The 18,730-nt window shown below is 33.4% G+C and carries 16 protein-coding genes and 1 pseudogene; 13 read left to right on the top strand and 4 right to left on the bottom strand.

The genetic code is table 11. The features are described from left to right. Positions 1-291: 291 nt before the first annotated feature. From ACWG0P_RS04485 to ACWG0P_RS04455, 7 genes and pseudogenes are all read left to right on the top strand, one after another. The gene (locus tag ACWG0P_RS04485) at positions 292-774 is read left to right on the top strand and encodes a PTS sugar transporter subunit IIA (protein WP_455800674.1); all 483 of its coding nucleotides are present in this window, start codon (positions 292-294) and stop codon (positions 772-774) included. Between the two features lie 18 nt (positions 775-792). Next, on the top strand, positions 793-1,629 hold the full coding sequence (locus ACWG0P_RS04480) for a PRD domain-containing protein (RefSeq protein ID WP_455800673.1): 837 nt from the start codon (positions 793-795) through the stop codon (positions 1,627-1,629). A gap of 134 nt (positions 1,630-1,763) precedes the next feature. Beyond that, positions 1,764-3,149, top strand: a complete 1,386-nt coding sequence (locus ACWG0P_RS04475; protein ID WP_455800672.1) for a PTS transporter subunit EIIC — start codon at positions 1,764-1,766, stop codon at positions 3,147-3,149. 10 nt (positions 3,150-3,159) lie between these two features. Beyond that, positions 3,160-4,596 (top strand): glycoside hydrolase family 1 protein, encoded by a 1,437-nt coding sequence (locus ACWG0P_RS04470; RefSeq protein ID WP_455800671.1) that lies wholly within the window; start codon positions 3,160-3,162, stop codon positions 4,594-4,596. 105 nt (positions 4,597-4,701) lie between these two features. Next, positions 4,702-5,244: pseudogene (locus ACWG0P_RS04465) on the top strand (ATP-binding cassette domain-containing protein); the annotation flags it as partial. 111 nt (positions 5,245-5,355) lie between these two features. Then, on the top strand, positions 5,356-6,297 hold the full coding sequence (locus ACWG0P_RS04460; RefSeq protein ID WP_455800676.1) for an ABC-F family ATP-binding cassette domain-containing protein: 942 nt from the start codon (positions 5,356-5,358) through the stop codon (positions 6,295-6,297). A 158-nt stretch (positions 6,298-6,455) separates the two neighbouring features. Next, positions 6,456-7,802, top strand: a complete 1,347-nt coding sequence (locus tag ACWG0P_RS04455) for an ATP-binding protein (protein ID WP_455800670.1) — start codon at positions 6,456-6,458, stop codon at positions 7,800-7,802. Between the two features lie 50 nt (positions 7,803-7,852). Here the strand turns inward: ACWG0P_RS04455 and ACWG0P_RS04450 are convergent, their stop codons facing one another. Next, complete coding sequence (locus ACWG0P_RS04450; protein WP_455800669.1) at positions 7,853-9,055, bottom strand: ABC transporter permease; 1,203 nt, start codon at positions 9,053-9,055, stop codon at positions 7,853-7,855. 1 nt (position 9,056) lies between these two features. Continuing rightward, positions 9,057-10,193 carry an ABC transporter permease gene (locus ACWG0P_RS04445; RefSeq protein ID WP_455800668.1) on the bottom strand — a complete coding sequence of 379 codons (1,137 nt, stop codon included), beginning with the start codon at positions 10,191-10,193 and terminating at the stop codon, positions 9,057-9,059. A gap of 297 nt (positions 10,194-10,490) precedes the next feature. Here ACWG0P_RS04445 and ACWG0P_RS04440 point away from each other — a divergent pair, with 297 nt between their 5' ends. Continuing rightward, on the top strand, positions 10,491-11,753 hold the full coding sequence (locus ACWG0P_RS04440; RefSeq protein ID WP_455800667.1) for an IS110 family RNA-guided transposase: 1,263 nt from the start codon (positions 10,491-10,493) through the stop codon (positions 11,751-11,753). 92 nt (positions 11,754-11,845) lie between these two features. Here the strand turns inward: ACWG0P_RS04440 and ACWG0P_RS04435 are convergent, their stop codons facing one another. Continuing rightward, positions 11,846-12,778 carry an ATP-binding cassette domain-containing protein gene (locus ACWG0P_RS04435; protein ID WP_455800666.1) on the bottom strand — a complete coding sequence of 311 codons (933 nt, stop codon included), beginning with the start codon at positions 12,776-12,778 and terminating at the stop codon, positions 11,846-11,848. Between the two features lie 162 nt (positions 12,779-12,940). Between ACWG0P_RS04435 and ACWG0P_RS04430 the strand changes: the two genes are divergently transcribed. The 5 genes from ACWG0P_RS04430 (at position 12,941) to ACWG0P_RS04410 (ending at position 17,593) form a co-directional block, all read left to right on the top strand. Then, positions 12,941-14,017 (top strand): sensor histidine kinase, encoded by a 1,077-nt coding sequence (locus ACWG0P_RS04430; RefSeq protein WP_455800665.1) that lies wholly within the window; start codon positions 12,941-12,943, stop codon positions 14,015-14,017. Continuing rightward, on the top strand, positions 14,005-14,628 hold the full coding sequence (locus ACWG0P_RS04425) for a response regulator transcription factor (RefSeq protein WP_455800664.1): 624 nt from the start codon (positions 14,005-14,007) through the stop codon (positions 14,626-14,628). Before ACWG0P_RS04430 ends, ACWG0P_RS04425 begins: the two co-directional genes overlap by 13 nt. A gap of 2 nt (positions 14,629-14,630) precedes the next feature. Then, positions 14,631-15,332 carry a GNAT family N-acetyltransferase gene (locus ACWG0P_RS04420; RefSeq protein WP_455800663.1) on the top strand — a complete coding sequence of 234 codons (702 nt, stop codon included), beginning with the start codon at positions 14,631-14,633 and terminating at the stop codon, positions 15,330-15,332. A gap of 64 nt (positions 15,333-15,396) precedes the next feature. Further along, a complete protein-coding gene (locus ACWG0P_RS04415; RefSeq protein ID WP_455792369.1) occupies positions 15,397-16,077 on the top strand; it encodes a response regulator transcription factor in 681 nt (226 codons plus the stop codon). Then, entirely contained in the window at positions 16,061-17,593 is a 1,533-nt protein-coding gene (locus ACWG0P_RS04410; protein WP_455800662.1) for a HAMP domain-containing sensor histidine kinase, read from the top strand. Before ACWG0P_RS04415 ends, ACWG0P_RS04410 begins: the two co-directional genes overlap by 17 nt. Positions 17,594-17,791: 198 nt before the next feature. Here the strand turns inward: ACWG0P_RS04410 and ACWG0P_RS04405 are convergent, their stop codons facing one another. After that, the gene (locus ACWG0P_RS04405) at positions 17,792-18,640 is read right to left on the bottom strand and encodes a patatin-like phospholipase family protein (protein ID WP_455800661.1); all 849 of its coding nucleotides are present in this window, start codon (positions 18,638-18,640) and stop codon (positions 17,792-17,794) included. Positions 18,641-18,730: the final 90 nt, after the last annotated feature.

Here is an 18,730-nt window from a genome sequence, read left to right as displayed (position 1 = left end):
CATGCATATTTAATTCAACCTTTCTCATAAGGTACCTCCAATTCAATGAGGTACTATTGTAATATGTATTTAAGACATAATCAAATGTGGATACTTAAGACATTATCATAAACGAATCATATTCATTCAAGAAATTTCAAAAAAATTGTTGACAATCTTGAAAGCGCATACTAGAATGAATATGTAAATAAGGATTGTTACTCTTTGAGGCATTACCTTTAATGAAGGCACAAGATGTGCGTCATTTTTGGATGTTTTGAAGAGTTTTTATTTTATAAAGGAGAGATGAACATGTTTGGATTTAAAAAGAAAAAAGAAGTAGACAACAATTTGTATGCACCAGTAAATGGTACCTGCATTTCGATAGAAGAAGTGAATGACCAAGTATTCTCAAGTCGTATGATGGGAGATGGTGTAGCTTTCAAATTAGCAGACGGTAAAGTGTGTGCACCATGCGATGGAACGCTCGTTATGATTGCGAATACAAAACATGCATTTGGTATTCAAGGTGATAATGGAGTAGAAGTGTTAATTCATATTGGGCTTGATACAGTAAACTTAAATGGTGAAGGTCTAAAGACATTAGTGGATCAAGGTTCTAAAGTAAAAAAAGGGGAAGGAATTATCGAAGTCGATATGAAATTTATGGAAGAAAAAGAAATTGATTTAACAACACCAATGATTGTGACAAATGGAACAGATTTATCATTGACATTCCATCATATTGGCGATAAAGTTTCAGTAGGGGAAGATATTGTAATCGCAAAAGCGTAGAAAGCGAGGAGGCATATCATGAAGGTTATTAAAAAAATAAATAACAATGTTGCTGTTTGTATTGATAATAACCAGAACGAATTGATTGCCTTTGGTAAAGGAATTGGATTCCCTGAAATCCCATACGAATTAAATGATTTAAGTAAAATACATCGAACGTACTATGGAATTAACTCTAACTATCTTGGGTTGTTACATGAGATAAGTGAAGAGGTATTTGAAATTAGTGCGAGGATAGTTGATTTTGCGAAGAATTACATAGACAATGAATTAAACGCAAATATCGTATTCACATTAGCAGATCATATCAACTTTGCGATTCAAAGATATGAAAAAAATTTAAAAATAAAAATGCCGTTCTCATATGATGTTGCACATCTATATGAAACAGAGATGGAAATAGGTGAAAAAGCAGTTAAGTTAATCAATGAGAAAATGCATATTAGGTTATGTAAAGAGGAAGCAGTGGGTATTGCTCTTCACTTTATAAATGCTGAAAACATGCAGGCAAATATGAAAGATGAAATCGATGAAACAGACTTAATCAATGAATTAACAGTGCTAATCGAAGATTCTATGAAAATAGAGATTCATCGTAAAGGATTTAATTACTCACGTTTTGTATCACATCTACAATATCTGTTAAAACGAAGAGATGCAGATACTATGATTACAAGTGATAACAACGTATTATATAGTTCTATGAAGAAAGAGTGCCCTGACACATATGCATGTGCGCAGAGCATTAAAGAATACATTTTAAAGCATTTGAAATGGGAGTTGAACCAAGAAGAACTCTTATATCTGATGTTACATATCAATCGATTATGCAGTAGAGAGGATTGTAACCATTAGGGCATTACCCCTCGCATAAATTCACAAGTTTTTGTGTTTTTATGTGTGGGGTTTTATTTTGGCAAAACCAATGTATAACTCGCGAGATACGTTGTTTGCATATATGAAATTGAAAAATAAAAAGGAGAAAGATTATGGCTAAGAAAGAAAAATATGAAGATTTAGCAAATAGTGTAGTTGATTTGATTGGTGGTAAAGACAATGTTATGTTCTTTACACACTGTGTTACAAGATTAAGATTCAACTTAAAAGATCAAAGTGTTGTAAAAACAGAAAAAATCGAAGGTTTAGAAGGTGTAATTGGGGTACAGTGGCAAAATGGGCAACTTCAAATTATTATTGGACAAGCTGTTGGAGATGCTTATAAATTAATTTGTGAAAAAAGTGGATTAAAAGAAGAAGTGGCAGTAAATGAGAATAATGAAGAGAAAAAAGAAAAAGGGTTTAAAGGAATTTTAAATGGTGTTTTAAATGCAATTTCTGGTTGTTTAACACCAGCAATCCCAGTGCTTATTGGCTGTGGAATGATAAAAGTACTTGTGTTGTGTATCCAGACCTTCGGTTGGTTGAGCGATACAAATGCAACTATGCAGATATTAACAATGGTTGGAGATGCAGGTTTCTATTTCCTTCCTATAATCGTTGGTAGTAATGCAGCAAAGAAATTTGGTGCAAACCAAGGATTAGGAATGGTAATAGGAGCAATGCTTATTTATCCAACGTTTGTAAGTGGAGTAGCTGAAGGTATATCTTTTAACTTCTTTGGATTACCAATTTATGGAGCAAGTTATACTTCAACAATTTTTCCAGTAATTTTATGTGTTTGGGTAATGGCACCAATCGAAAGATTCTTTGCGAAGATTTCACCTGAATCATTACGTTCTATCATTCAACCACTTTGCACAATCTTAGTTATGATTCCAATTACATTCTGTTTGTTAGCGCCTGCAGGAGCTTTCTTAGGGAATTATGTATCAGAGTTTGTTATTTGGTTATATGAAACAATAGGTTTCGTTGGTGTTGCTGTATTGGCTGCATTCATGCCATTTATCGTTATGACTGGAATGCACTCAGCTTTCGTTCCATATTTACTACAAATGTTTGGATCCGTAGGATATGAACCAATATTCTTTACATCATTAGTTCTTTCTAACATCAATCAAGGAGCTGCATCACTAGCAGTTGCATTAAAATCAAAAAATAAAAGCATTAAATCTACTGGTGTATCTTGTGCAATTACAGCAATCGTCGGTGGAGTAAGTGAACCAGCAATGTATGGAATAAATTTAAAATATAAAACTCCAATGTGGGGTGCTATGATTGGTAGTGCGATTGCAGGTTTATTTGCGGGAATAATGAAAGTATACATTTATGCATTTGCAGGAAGTTCTGCGTTGTTTGCTATTCCATGTTTTATAAGCGAAAATGGAATGAATGTAATTCTGATTTGCGTTTCTATTGTGATAGGTATTGTTTCAACATTTATAGCAACATATATCCTTTACAAGGAAGGAAAATAGGAGGTATTCAATGTCATTTAAAGAAGGTTTCTTATGGGGCGGTGCAACTGCTGCTAACCAATTCGAAGGTGGATGGGATGAAGGTGGAAAAGGAATGAGCATTGCGGATTTGTTAAGCAGTGGCACACATTCCATGCCTAGACAAATCACTAAGGAAATTGAAGATGAATTATATTATCCAAACCATAAGGCAAGTGATTTTTATCATCATTACAAGGAAGATATTGCACTTATGGCTGAAATGGGGTTCAAAACTTATCGTATGTCTATAAACTGGACTAGGATTTATCCAAAAGGTATAGAAGATGAACCAAATGAAGAAGGTTTGATGTTCTATGATCATGTGTTTGATGAACTTATGAAATATAATATCGAACCTATCGTTACTATATCTCATTATGAAATGCCATTTTATTTAACAAAAGAATATAATGGTTGGGCAAGCAGGGATGTAATTTCATTTTATGTGCGTTATTGCGAAACCTTGTTTAAGAGATATAAAGAAAAAGTTAAATATTGGCTAACCTTTAATGAAATCAATTGTGGTACATTGGCTCTTGGAAATTATATGTCATTAGGTATTCTTAATGAAGGAACACGCGATTTTACAAATCAAGTGGACAATATTCAGCAAAGGTATCAAGGATTACATCATCAGTTTATTGCGAGTGCGAAAGCAGTAAAACTTTCTCATGAAATAAATCCTAATGCAATGATTGGTTGTATGATAGCAATCATGCCAACTTATCCATTAACGTGTCATCCAATGGATATATTAAAATCGCAAAATCATTGGAAAAATATAAATTACTATTGTGGTGATGTTCAAGTTCATGGAGAGTATCCATATTATGCAAAACATTTTTGGAAGACTCATGGAATAAGTATACAAATGGAAGATGATGACGCAGTAATTTTAAAGGAAGGTTGTGTAGATTTCTATAGCTTTTCTTACTACATGACAAATTGCGTGTCTCATGAAGATAATGTTTCTAAAATAGGTGGTAATTTATTAGAAGGTGTTAAAAATCCGTATTTGAGCTCAAGTGATTGGGGATGGCAAATTGATCCTAATGGCTTACGATATACACTGAATGAGCTATATGGAAGATATAGAATCCCATTAATGATTGTTGAAAATGGATTGGGAGCATTTGATACATTAGAAGAAAACAACCAAATCCATGACGACTATCGAATCGATTATTTACGTGAGCATATCGAGGCAATGTCAGAGGCGATTGAAGATGGCGTTGACTTGATTGGTTATACTCCTTGGGGATGTATTGATTTGATCAGTGCATCAACTGGTGAAATGGGAAAACGTTATGGTTTTGTGTATGTGGATAGTGATGATTTAGGGAATGGAAGTTTTAACCGTTACAAAAAAGATTCTTTCCACTGGTATAAAAAAGTAATTGAAACAAATGGAACAAATTTAGATTAAATCAATGCCCTTTGAGTAAATAAGCGCTCAGAGGGCATTATAAATTTGTCTTTCTTCTGTCCTCATGTTATAATTCACAAGCAACGTTATTTTGGAGGTATACATATGATAGGTACAAATAATGTAAGTGTTCGCTTTGGTGCGAGAACACTGTATAAAGAAGTAAATTTAAAGTTCACAGATGGAAACTGCTATGGTTTAATCGGTGCAAATGGTGCTGGTAAGAGTACATTTTTAAAGGTCTTAAGTGGTGAATTAAAGCCAGATACTGGTGATGTTTTCATGGGACCACATGAAACATTGTTTACTCTTCAACAGGATCATTTCAAGTTTGAAGAATATCCTGTAATAGAAACAGTGATGATGGGAAATACACGCTTGTATGAAATCATGAAAGAAAAAGAACACCTTTATACAAAAGAGGGTGAGTTTACAGATGAAGATGGAGTTAAAGCGGGAGAGCTTGAAGAAGAGTTCGCAAATCTTGATGGTTGGAATGCCGAGAGTGAAGCAGCAACCTTATTAGAAGCACTTGATATTCCAGTTGATTTACATCAGGAATTAATGTCAACCATGACACCTACACAAAAGGTAAAGATCTTATTAGCGCAAGCATTGTTTGGAAAACCAAACACATTATTGTTGGATGAGCCTACCAATGGATTGGATTTGAAATCTGTAGCATGGTTGGAAAATTTTCTTATCAATTATGAAAGTACAGTAATTGTTGTTTCTCATGATCGTCACTTCTTAAATAAAGTGTGTACACATATTGCGGATGTAGATTTCGGTGCAATTAAAATCTATTCTGGTAACTATGATTTCTGGTATGAATCTAGTCAATTACTTGCGAAACAATTAAAAGACACAAATAAGAAAAAAGAAGATAAAATAAAAGAACTAGAAGCTTTCGTTGCACGTTTTTCTGCGAATGCCGCAAAATCAAAACAAGCAACATCACGTAAGAAAATTCTTGATAAAATATCACTTGATGATATTCAACCATCTACAAGAAAGTATCCTTTCATTGATTTTAAATCAGAAAGAGAATCTGGGAAATCTATCTTATTCGTAGAAGATGTATGTGCTTCTATAGAAGGGAAAGAATTGCTTAAGAACATTTCCTTCTCTATGATGAATGGAGATAAAGTAGCACTTATTGGAAATCCGTTACAAACATCTTTATTACTAAAAGTGTTAGCTGGAAGCATCCAATCAGATAAAGGAACAATCGAAGTTGGACAAACGATTACACTTTCTTATATACCTAATGATAATACAGAATACTTTGAAGGTGATGAAAGTATTTGTGACTGGTTAAGTCAGTATTCAAGTATTGATGACATGGGGTATATCCGTGGATTCTTAGGAAGAATGTTGTTCAGTGGAGAAGAAGCATTGAAATCCGTAAATGTGTTATCTGGAGGAGAAAGAGCACGTTGTATGCTTTCAAAGAGTATGCTAGAAGCCCCTAACCTTTTATTGTTAGATGATCCAACTAATCACCTAGATTTGGAATCTATCCAGGCATTAAATAATGGACTTGAAAGCTTTAAGGGAGAAATGATCTTTACTTCTCATGACCACCAATTCATACAAACTTTAGCAAATCGTATCATTGAAGTAACAGATGATGGAATCATTGATCGTAGAATGAGCTATGATGAATACTTAGAAAGAGAATTAGGAATACAAGAATAAATAAGAAGGCTCCTGTGATGGAGCTTTTTCTATAAATGTTGGAAAAGTGTAAAAAAATCATTAATTATAGGGTGTAAAAGTGTACAAAACTACGCTATATATGGTTGGAAAAATGTTTCAGTTATGCTATAATTCAGTTAGAAGGGTGATGACACTATATGTTAAATAGAAAATTAAGCAAGGATATCATGGAGTGGATAGATCATGGTAAAGAAGCACTTTTAGTAACAGGCGCAAGACAAATAGGTAAAACCTATATTATCAAAGAGTGTTTACAAAATAGTAGTCACTCGTATACAACTTTAAATTTTATAGAAAATAGAGAGCTTGTAGATTTATTTGATAACGCAAGCGATAGTTCAGATATCTTGCTTCGTTTAAGCTTAGTAAGCAAAACGCCTCTCATAAAAAATGAAACTATCATATTCCTTGATGAGGTACAAGAGTGTAAAGAAATGATTACCCATATTAAATACCTTGTAGAGGAAGGCTCCTATAAATATATTTTGAGTGGATCACTACTAGGAGTCGAATTAAATGATCTACGTTCAGCACCTGTTGGATATTTAAGAGTAATGGATATGTATCCTTTAAATCTACAAGAGTTTTTCAATGCTTTAGGAATCCAAGAAACAACCCTTCAACATCTAGAAAAATGCTTTATGGAAGAAAAAGAGGTAGATAGCTTTGTTCATGAGAAGATGCTGGATGCGTTTTATTTATATTTAATTGTAGGAGGAATGCCAGAGGCAGTACAGGTTTATATAAATACTAATAATATACAAAAGGTAAAACAAGTACATGAAAAAATCAGTCGTTTGTACAAACAAGATTTTGTGAAGTATGAAGTTCAAAACAAGTTAAAGCTAAGAGAAATATATGATGCAATGGCAAGTGAATTAGATAATAAAAATAAACGTTTTCAAATATCAAAAATTGGTGGAATAAAACGTTATGAAAGTGTTGAGAATGCCTTTTTATGGTTAAAGAATGCAGGGGTAGCATTGCCTGTTTATAATATTCAAGAACCTAAGTTACCATTAATGTTAAGTGAAAATCGATCTTTATTTAAACTGTTTTATTCAGATGTAGGAATTCTCACAAGCCAATACGCAGATAGTGTGAAAATGAAGATATTAAAGAAGGAACAAGGCATCAATAATGGAAGCTTATTTGAAAATGTTGTTGCTCAAGAACTTACAACGCATCAAATACATCCATATTATTTCAACAGCAAAAAACAGGGGGAATTGGATTTTGTAATAGAACTCGATGGAAAGGTCGTTCCTATAGAGTTGAAATCTGGAAAGGATTATAAACGTCATAGTGCTTTATGCAATGTTTTATCCACTTCAGAATATCAAATTGATAAAGCGTATATTTTATCAAACTATAATGTCAAAGTGGAGGATAGAAAAATATATATGCCTATTTATATGGTTCTATTCCTTGAAAATAGCACTCTAAATACTAGTATTTATAAGCTTGATTTAACAGGCATATAACCGTGTAGAGTAAAGAAAAATCTAGTTTAATAACTAGATTTTTCATTTACCTACTCATAATCATTATCAATAATAGCATCTTGACTTCGGTTATTTTTCATAACGACTAGGCCAATCATAAGGAATGCAATCGCGAATAACAATTGTATTCCCATGCATTGTAAACCTTCTTTTATTACACCAGATGTTATATCAATCATGGAAGTCATACTATCGTTTAGTTTTACAAACCAAAATGTTGGGATGAATTTAGATATTTGGAAAACATTTTCTGGAATAAACATTTGTGGTAGGAATGCACCACCTAAGAAAGCACTCACTAAACCAACGATTGTCGTAATCATATCCAACTTATTGACTGCATTTTTCTTGTTAGAGACAATTGCTGTAGCCATATAGGCGAAACTTATGGAGACAATCGTAAATACAAAAGAGTTTAATATATACATTGCTCCAGAGGCACTAAACATATTTTCTTTACGGATAAATAGGATCACTGATGTGAATACTAACCACAAAATCAAACCAAAACATACATTGGATAATACAACTTTTAAATTCATTTTTGTAGAGTTCATAGGAGAAACAAGTGTTCTCTTTAACATTTCGCTACGATAGATAGAATGCATAGCAGAAGATGCAGTCATTACAATAACGGAGAACAATACATAAGACATGAAGTTAAAATACATGGTTCTTAACATATCTGATTTTCTGTTTTCTTCTGATTTAACAAACTTCATTTGTGCTTTCTGTTTTAAATCCTTAGTAACGAATGAACTTGCTTGTTTATAGGATAAATTTTTATCTATGCTGCGATAACTCTTCAAGGAAGATAAATATGCATTCAATTTCTGTTTTACGAGTACTCCATTTGCGTCATCTGGACGTTGTTGAAGTTGAATTACATTTTCTTTTCCTGCTTCAAATTCTTGTTCAAATCCTTTTGGAATTTCAATGATATTGTCAATTTGAGCAAAGAATAAAGCCTCTTTTATATCTTCCATATCATCGCCTAAATCGTTGTAGTTAGATGTTTCTTTTAAGTGAGTAACAACGGCTTTGCTAAGTTCACTATTATCATGATCTAGTATCGCTATATTTGTCTTTTTCTGTTCGTAGATTTGTTCGTTAGTACCATATAATGAATCCGAGAACATTCCAAAGATAGTGAAGATAGATAAGAAAATAACAATATATGTGAGAATGGTATTTTTATGTTCTAAAATAATTTTATAATATAACCTAGCCATATTATTTCACCCCCAATGTTTTATATTGCTTCTTAGAAAGTTTAAAGAACGCAATCGTATAGCAAATAAGACTAAATACTAATAAGGAAATCAAGTTGAAGAAGAATCGATCATTAAGTCCAAAATAATAGAGACCATATAGTGCGTCAGTTATCATGTTGACTGGGTTGATATAGTTTAAGAATGGAACGTAATGTTGAATGATCCATTTGAGTTGTACGATCATCATACCAGACAAGAAGGAACCTAGCATCGTGATAGAATTTAACATCCCAACCTTTGATTCTGGATTCTTAGCGTTTGTAACAGTGCCAATAAAAGCACCTAAAGCACTACCTGCGACATCACCTGCTAGGAGGATCAAGAACATGTATGGCAGTAACTCGCCAAAGGATACATCGAACAAGATGTAAATATAGGCGAACTGCATGCATAGAATAATAAACACTGCGATAAGATTTAAACACAGAGAAGAGATTAAGTGCACTGCTTTATTTGTAGGAGCTAAAGATATACGAGCACCTTTTTGACTTTGGTCTGCTTGAATATCGATAATAGCTGTAATCGCCCACATACCTCCAAACATAGCACTCATTGCCAATGCGGTATAGAAGTAAACGTTTGTCACATCCGTGTTGGCGTCACTATTTACAGAAATATAATCACTTGTGTCTGTAAATAAGTTTTGAATTTGTTCAAGTGAAGCTCCAGAACTCATAAGATGGTTTATCATACTTGTTTTTTGAAGATATTCATCGAAGAATGTTTGCGTAATCGTTTGGTTGAAACCTGAAGTATTTACATGAATATCATAAGATTCACCACAAATAACATAGGCACTTATGGATTCGTCTTTTAGTTGCTTTTTTGCTTCTTCTTTCGATAGTACACTGACTTTAAAGAGTGGAGTATCCTCGGATTTTGCTTCTTTTAGAACGGTTTGTAAAGCTGTATTGTTATCCCAAGATTCATTTTCGACGATGGCAACTGGAACGGTGTCAAAAGAAGTATATTGGAAGCTTTGTCTTAGTATCAATCCAAATAAAGTCATCAACACGATAGGAAATATGATGGACCAAAATACAAGGGTACGATTTCGCATCATAACTTTACATCGGTACAATAATATATGTTTCATATATGCCTCCATTCTCTCGCTTCGCGCGAGCACAAATTTTAATGAAACCAACTCTCGCAATTTGTTCTATAATGTAATTAGGAAAGAAGTACACTACAGAGCACGCGGAGGTGAGTGATATTCATTATTTTTATAATTCGTATATATATCTGTGCAGTCACTTGTCCAAGCACAAACTTTTGTTCCCGTTGAGGACGTACACTTACCATTGCGGTATATCTTGTTTTCTTACTTGATAAAACCTGAGAGCACAAGTGACAGTCAATGCTTCTTACCTCTATTAGAGGAGGTGGGTTTATGCGTGGTATTATGCGCCCCATTGCTTGTGGTATTGATGTCCACAAGAAGAAATTAGCTTGTACGATTGTTATCGCCAATAGTATTCAGGATACCCCTGTCTACCATCATCACAACTTTTCCACACACAATTTTGATCTTGTCAATCTTTCAAATTGGCTTCTTAAGTTTGACTGTCACTGTGCCTGTATGGAATCCACTGGCAAGTACTGGATCCCTGTATTTAACTACCTTGAAGAGCGTAACTTTGAAATTGTCATAACTCACCCAAAGTATGTTAAATCTCCAAAAGGTAAGAAGACTGATTTCCTTGACTCCATTCATATCGCTGATTTATTTCAACTTGGTGAAGTCCAACCTTCTTACATCCCTTCTAAGGAATTTCGTCAACTTCGCGACTTATGTCGCTATCGTTTTAAACTAACGAACTTTACTTCTTCCGAAAAAAATCGTGTTCAGAATTGCCAAACAATGTCTAATATTTCTTTAGCTTCCGTTGTTTCAGACTCTTTTGGCGTCAGTGCTTCCAATATTTTTTCTGAACTCCTTACTTCTACTTCTATTGATGATGTAAAGATTCGTTCTCTTCTTCAAAAATCACTTAAACGTAAGAGTGAAGAAATTTTAAATTCTATTCGTGGTTTTAAACTTGATTCTGATCAATCTTTTAAATCTGTACTTGCCTTGAACCATATCGATTTCCTAAAAGTTATGAGGAAATCATTAACTACAGAGATCAACCAACGTATTGAAAAGTATAAATTTTTCACAGATCTCGCTTTACAACTACCAGGCATGGGTATTGATTCTGCCACTACTTTCATTGCTGAATCTGGTGTTGATATGAGCGTCTTTCCTAGTGCAAATCATTTTGTGTCTTGGTTAGGTCTTTCACCTACCAATAACGAAAGCGCTGATAAGAAGAAATCTGTTCGCATATCTCATGCAGGAACCTATATCAAACCCTTACTCATTCAATGTGCACTTGCCGCTATCAAATCTAAGAAGTGTCTCTATTTTAAAATCAAATATGACAAAATCAAAAAACGTAGAGGTCATAAACGTGCCATTGTAGCGATTGGTAGAATGATGGCTGTTTGCCTTTACCATATGTTTAAAGATGGAAAAGACTTTCATCCTTCCGATTACGAGGAATTGGTAAATCCTAACCCACCTAAACCTTGTAAACGTGATATTCAATCTGCTTTAGACTTATTACAATCCATTGGTGGCTATACAATCACACCAAATCCTGCAAGCTAATATTTATTAATTTTCCTATTTTAAAATCGTTCACTCTTGTGTTCTTTTTAAGTTACTCTTTTCTCTCTTCGTTGTTTCACACTTGCTCCTCCTTAATCTCTTAGTTCTTTTCCAGTGATTTCAAGGAAGACGTCATTTAATGTAGGAAGTTGAGAGTAAACCTTTCCATATACGATATTCTCTTGGGTGAAGTAATTCATCAAATTCATCAAATTCTGTTTGCCACCAGTAAATTTGATTTGTAAGAATTTATGAGAGTATTCTACAGAAGAAACATTGGCAATTTCTTTGATTGCTTTTAGTTGAGCTTCGCTAAGTTCAATTTGTTCTACTTCCACTTTTTCTTTCAATGTGATACTTGTTTTTAATTCATCTTTTGTACCTGTCGCAATCGTTTTTCCTTTGTCCATAATGATGATACGAGAACAAATTTCTTCTACCTCCTCCATATAATGAGAAGTATAGACGATCGTTGCGCCACGTTTGTTCAATTGAAGTATTCCTTCAAGTATGGCATTTCTACTTTGTGGATCGACTGCTACGGTAGGTTCATCCATAAAGATTAACTTTGGTTGATGCGCAATTCCACAAGCAATGTTTAATCTACGCAACAAACCACCACTTAATTTACCAGGTTTGAATTTACGGAATTCACCTAGATTAACGAAATCGATTGCATCTTCCACTAGTTGTTTACGTTGCGCTTTATCTTTGACATAAAGGCCACAGAAATAATCGATGTTTTCATAAACATTTAATTCATAGAAAACTGCAACATTTTGAGGTACGACACCAATCATACGTTTGATATCATATGCATCTGGACTCATCACTTTATCAAAAATTTTAATTTCTCCTTTATCATAATTTAATAAAGAAAGCATGCAGTTTATGGCAGTTGTCTTACCAGAACCATTAGGTCCCAATAGCCCTAATATTTCTCCTTCTTCTACCTTTAATTGAAAATGGTCTAATGCGATTAATTCTTTGTATCTTTTTACTAAGTTATTAACATCTATAATCATAGAAAGTCCTCCCTATTTACATCTTAAGTATAACTTGTTTAAAAGAGGAACATAAGTGTCAATAAGCACGAAGTAGTATGACATTTGTCACATTATTGTTTTGATTCCTATTTGTGTGCAATTCTTATTCATGATAAAATCTAAGAAAGGAGCGTTTGCCTTATGATGATGTTTTTAAACCCAGTGCTTTTAACGTTCATTTCCATGTTGCTATCTTTTATTCAAGATGGAGAGATACCAATCGTACCATTGCTATGTACGATTATTTTCGCATCCTTGTCCTATGTGCTAACAAAGAAAAAATATGTATATATAATAACGATTGTTTTTTTAGTGGTTTGTACACTTTATCAGGAATTGGCATTTTATTTGCCTGCTATAGTGTATATGACGATAATATCTAGAAAGTTTACCATCAAGTATGTCGTGTATTTTCTTCCTTTATTTTTTCATGCATCTCATTGGGAAATGTACATAAGTTTATTTTGTTTAGTTGAATTGTGTTTTGCGATGGCCTTGAAATTTCAATATATGAAGAATATGTATGTGCATACCTTGTATCAAAAGCAACGTGATACAACCAAAGAATTAGCAATGATTTTATCTCAAAAAAATCAAAACCTACTTATTCAACAGGAACAAGAAATACGAATTGCGACGTTAGATGAACGAAACCGTATTGCCAGGGAAATACATGATAATGTGGGTCATTTATTAAGTAGTTCACTTCTACAAATAGGAGCTATTCAAACCTTGGAACATGAGGATGATCAAAAAGAAAGAATCAACAGTTTAAGAGAAACGCTATCTTCTGCTATGGACAGTGTAAGAAATAGCGTACACAATTTACACGCAGAATCTTTGGATTTAGAATTGATGATACAAAAGATTATAGGAGACTTTACATTCTGTGAAATACATCTAGAATATGATATCGTTCATCCTTTCAAACAAGTGGTAATCTATCATATTCTAGCCATTTTGAAAGAAAGCTTGAATAATATAATGAAGCATTCCAATGCGGATAAAGTACAGATAGTTGTACGTGAACAACCGACCTTTTATCAGATTATTGTACATGATAATGGAGTTGTAAAAGGAATCAAAAATAGTGGAATTGGTTTACAAAATATACGTGATCGTATTGATAATTTACAGGGCTATTTTAATGTCACAACGACACAAGGTTTCAAAGTATTTATTACATTACCGAAGGAGGAAAGTATATGCGAGTGTTAATTATAGATGATGATAAATTGGTATGCAGTTCCTTAAAAACCATCATAGAGGCAAAGGGTGTAGAGGTGGTTGCGGTCGGATATAATGGGGAGGAAGCTATTACTTTATATGAACAACATCGACCAGATGTATTGATGATGGATATACGTATGGAAGTGATGAATGGGGTAGATGCAAGTGAAAGAATCCTTCAAAAACATGCAGATGCGAAAATCTTATTCCTAACGACATTTAATGATGATGAATATATTATTCGAGCATTAAAGATGGGTGTTAAAGGATATATCCTAAAACAGAACTTTGATTCTATTTTACCAGCTTTAGAAGCCGTTCATATGGGACAAAATGTATTCAACACTGAGATCATTGCGAAGATACCAGATATGTTACATACAAAAGGGAATGCATCTTTAGAAATCGATTTGAATGATAGAGAGAAACAATTTATTAGCTTAGTCGCAAATGGGTTGAATAATAAAGAAATTGCACAGACCCTTTTCTTAAGTGAAGGAACCGTTCGTAATTTTTTAAGTACACTGTTAGATAAATTAGAATTAAGAGATCGAACACAATTAGCGATTTTCTATTATCAACAAATAGAAGGAAGATAAACATGGATGTAACAGAAAATAAAATTTTATATGCCGATATGATCAATTCTATGCAATTAGGCGCAACCGTAGTATATGAAGATGAACATGCTTTGTTATTGCATGATGTATATTCATCAATTTATTATGCAGCTGCCAATACAAAAGAAAGTGCAAAAAAAATGATTCAAATGATACCAGACACGTTTGATATTCTCGTTACACATGATACGATTTGTAATGAAGTATTAAAGGAAGATAGAAATATAGAATTTGAAAATGTATGTTATCATTGTGCCTACTTATCACAGGAGCCTTTAGAAATATCACTTGAAAAAGGATACGAAATAAAACCACTAAATTTAGAACATATGCAAGAAGTAATCGATTTATATGGCAAAGAAATGCCAACATTAGCTAATGAAGAATATATTTCATTGAATATTAAAAGTGGTATGTTGGGTATGTTTTATGGAGATGATGTATGTGGGTTTGTAGGTGTTCATGAAGGTGGCTATGGTTCCATTGGGATGTTAGAAATAAAACCACAATACAAACGTCTTGGTTTAGCAACGATGCTGGAAAGAGCAATGATTAATTTACAATTAGAAAGAGGACTTATACCTTATGGAGAAATCTTTCAAGAAAATGCAATCTCTTTAAAGCTACAACATAAGGTGGGAATGCAAGTAGGTAAGGATTTAACCTATTGGTTTTATATGTGAAAACTTCATAAAACATTCACACAAGCACCATATAAAACATGTATAATAAAATTGAGGTGATTATATGAGTAAACTGTTAGTTGTCGATGATGAAGAAAATATCCGTAGCATTATTCGTAAATATGGGGAATTCGAAGGACATGAAATTGCAGAAGCCAAAGATGGTATGGATGCGGTAGAAAAATGTCGCTTACAATCTTATGATTTGATTATCATGGATATTATGATGCCCAATTTGGATGGTTTTTCTGCGGTAAAAGAAATTCATAAAAATTGTGGAACTCCAGTTATCATGTTATCCGCAAGAGGAGAAGAGTATGATCGTATCCATGGCTTTGAAATTGGCGTGGATGATTATGTTGTAAAACCTTTTTCACCTAAAGAATTAATGATGCGTGTATCTGCTATCTTAAAACGATATCAAGGTGCTACAAACGATAAAGCAAAAGAAGTGTATGAATATAAAGGGTTAAAGATTGACTTTACAGCACGTAAAGTATATATCGATGAAGAAGAGATTGAAATGTCTCCCAAAGAATATGTTTTATTATTCTACTTTGTAAAAAATGAAGGAATTGCATTAACAAGGGAACAACTAATTCATGATGTATGGGGATATGATTTTTATGGAGACGATCGAACATTAGATACGCACATTAAATTACTTAGAAAGAGCTTGCGCGATTATAGTGAAATGATTATAACGTTGCGTGGTTTAGGATATAGATTTGAAGCCAAAAATTAAAAAAACAGTGAGTGTAAAATGGAAAATCTTTGGTTCCATGCTTATTTTCACTTGCATTATCATTGTTGTTCTATGGTTGTTTCAAGTTATCTTTCTAGAGAAGTTTTATGTATCCATCAAATCTAGTGCAGTAAAAAAAGCTGCCGATGAAATCAATGAAGTTATTAATGCCGTGGATTATCAAGAACAAATCTATGATATTTCTAAACAAGATGAGTTCTGTGTCATTGTTTATTCAGATGATGGAAAAGCATTAACATCAGGAGAAGGGGATCCTAGATGTAGAATTAGTGAAGTAAGTTACCAAAGCAACAAACAAACCATTGAAGAGTTAAAATTAGAGGCTTCCATAAAAGGGTGTGCAAGTAAATTGATAGAAGAAAGCACACTGAAGGATCGCTTGCCTTTAGATGATATACAAAATGATATTTTGAACATTGGAAAAGATTCCAAGTTCAAGGCGATTGAAGATACACAGCGTAAAAAAAGCACACAGAGTATGACCTATATAAGTGTGGTGAAAAACAATGCGAATCAGTTGTTAACGATTTTAATCACTGCACAACTGACACCCGTAAATGCTACTGTAGATACGATCAAGACACAGTTTGTTATGATTGCGATTATATTGATTGTGATAGCCATCGTACTGGCTTTATTCTTATCTAAAAAAATAGCATCACCAATGATTAGTATGAATAAAAGCGCAAAGGTTTTAGCGACTGGCGATTACAACGTTCGCTTTGCAGGTAAAGGGTATTTAGAAATCCAAGAATTAAACGATACATTAAATTATGCAGCAGGAGAGCTTGGAAAAGTAGAAAGTTTACGAAGAGATCTTATTGCGAACATGAGTCATGACTTACGTACACCACTTACTATGATTAGTGGATATAGTGAAGTAATGCGTGATATCCCAGGAGAAAACACACCTGAAAATGTACAGATAATTATTGATGAAACAAAGCGTTTAACGACCCTTGTAAATGATATGTTAGATCTAAGTAAGCTACAAGCTGGGGTACAGAAATTAAGCAAAGAAGAAATCAATTTAACAGAAGAAATCCAAGACATCATTCATCGTTATGATAAATTGGTAAGTGATCAAAATTGCCATATCCGCTTTGATTATACACATCATGTGCGAATAGAGGCAGATATTGTAAAGCTAAACCAAGTCATTTATAACTTAATTAACAATGCGATTAACTACTGTGGAGAAGATCGCCTTGTAATTGTGAAACAAAGTATAGATCACGATAAAGTAAAAATTGAAGTGATTGATCATGGAGATGGAATTGAAAAAGAACAATTATCTCATATTTGGGAGCGTTACTATAAAGTTGATAAAACACATGTACGTTCTAAAGTGGGAAGTGGCTTAGGTTTAAGCATTGTAAAAACAATCCTAGAACTTCATGGTGCACATTATGGTGTAAAAAGCGAAGTTGGAAAAGGTTCTACCTTCTGGTTTGAAATGCCATATGTTGCGATAAATAATAGCGAAGAGAAGTAGTTATTAATTAGATAGCTACTTTTTCTACTAGATAAAGAGGCGTTCTATATTGATTCAATAAGGTTAAGATTGAGACATATTCATAAGAAACATTGGAGCACAAGTGAACTCGGTTATAGGGATTGGAAGAAATAAGTTTGATTAGAAAAAAAGCGATCATGGATTACTGAAAGGTTTTCCAAATCGCTTTTTGTATGTTTAGGATTCGATAAAACGTTTTAATGTCTCATATTGTTCTTGTGCATCTTGATATCCTTGATCATAGAGTGCTTGTAGTTTATCCACATTCTTTTCTAGTCTAGATATTTCTACTGGTGCACTTGGACGGATAATAAATACGGAACCTTCTTTCTCCATCAAAGATAATTCGTTTAATGTTCGATTGTATTCTACATGACGTTTTTCAAGCTTTGCAATAAATTTTGGATACTTACGATATACTTTACGTATGATATGAAGTAAGTTGTTTTTCCCTTTACGATATTCTTTGCACTGCGTAAGCACTACAATATTTTTATCGTATCCCATTTCCTGAAAACGTTTGATTGGAATACTATCGCATGCGCCTCCATCCAATAATTTCTTGCCATCTACTTCTACTACTTTAGATAATAGTGGTAAAGATGCAGAGGCACGAACATAAATAACATCATGTACCATATTGATACATTGTATATATTCGGCTTTTCCTGTTTCAATATTACTACAAACAGCGTACAGCTTAATCTCTCCCTTATTGAATGTTTCATAATCATAAATATCTAATTTATTGGGAATGTCATCATAGACAAATTTTGCCCCAAACAAATCTCCTGTTGTGATTAAGGAACGCATACTCATATAGCGTTTATCTTTTATATAATCCGTATTGGTACGGAAAGCTCTACCTCTTTGTTTTGATGCATAACTACATGCATGGCATGCGCCAGCACTCACTCCAATGACTCCATCTGTATAGATGTTATGATCTAGAAAGAAGTCTAAAACACCAGCTGTATAAATACCGCGCATTCCTCCACCTTCTAGAACAAGACCTAATTTACCCATGTCATTCACTTCCTTTTTAACTTGTTAATTATAGCATAAAATTCATTTATTAAGAAACACAAAAGAATATGCAAAGATTAAGAAAAAAGG

Source organism: Amedibacillus sp. YH-ame6 (genome assembly GCF_053848845.1).
The sequence above is the reverse complement of the archived record's forward strand: the minus strand, read 5'-3'. Positions and strand labels throughout refer to the sequence as shown.

What these genes read in the sequence shown, in the direction of transcription:
- ACWG0P_RS04470 (WP_455800671.1), top strand. Translation starts at nt 3,160, where the DNA reads ATGTCATTTAAAGAAGGTTTCTTATGGGGCGGTGCAACTGCTGCTAAC.
- ACWG0P_RS04430 (WP_455800665.1), top strand. Translation starts at nt 12,941, where the DNA reads ATGATGATGTTTTTAAACCCAGTGCTTTTAACGTTCATTTCCATGTTG.
- ACWG0P_RS04415 (WP_455792369.1), top strand. Translation starts at nt 15,397, where the DNA reads ATGAGTAAACTGTTAGTTGTCGATGATGAAGAAAATATCCGTAGCATT.
- ACWG0P_RS04485 (WP_455800674.1), top strand. Translation starts at nt 292, where the DNA reads ATGTTTGGATTTAAAAAGAAAAAAGAAGTAGACAACAATTTGTATGCA.
- ACWG0P_RS04445 (WP_455800668.1), bottom strand. Translation starts at nt 10,193, where the DNA reads ATGAAACATATATTATTGTACCGATGTAAAGTTATGATGCGAAATCGT.
- ACWG0P_RS04450 (WP_455800669.1), bottom strand. Translation starts at nt 9,055, where the DNA reads ATGGCTAGGTTATATTATAAAATTATTTTAGAACATAAAAATACCATT.
- ACWG0P_RS04435 (WP_455800666.1), bottom strand. Translation starts at nt 12,778, where the DNA reads ATGATTATAGATGTTAATAACTTAGTAAAAAGATACAAAGAATTAATC.
- ACWG0P_RS04405 (WP_455800661.1), bottom strand. Translation starts at nt 18,640, where the DNA reads ATGGGTAAATTAGGTCTTGTTCTAGAAGGTGGAGGAATGCGCGGTATT.
- ACWG0P_RS04475 (WP_455800672.1), top strand. Translation starts at nt 1,764, where the DNA reads ATGGCTAAGAAAGAAAAATATGAAGATTTAGCAAATAGTGTAGTTGAT.
- ACWG0P_RS04440 (WP_455800667.1), top strand. Translation starts at nt 10,491, where the DNA reads ATGCGTGGTATTATGCGCCCCATTGCTTGTGGTATTGATGTCCACAAG.
- ACWG0P_RS04420 (WP_455800663.1), top strand. Translation starts at nt 14,631, where the DNA reads ATGGATGTAACAGAAAATAAAATTTTATATGCCGATATGATCAATTCT.
- ACWG0P_RS04480 (WP_455800673.1), top strand. Translation starts at nt 793, where the DNA reads ATGAAGGTTATTAAAAAAATAAATAACAATGTTGCTGTTTGTATTGAT.
- ACWG0P_RS04425 (WP_455800664.1), top strand. Translation starts at nt 14,005, where the DNA reads ATGCGAGTGTTAATTATAGATGATGATAAATTGGTATGCAGTTCCTTA.
- ACWG0P_RS04455 (WP_455800670.1), top strand. Translation starts at nt 6,456, where the DNA reads ATGTTAAATAGAAAATTAAGCAAGGATATCATGGAGTGGATAGATCAT.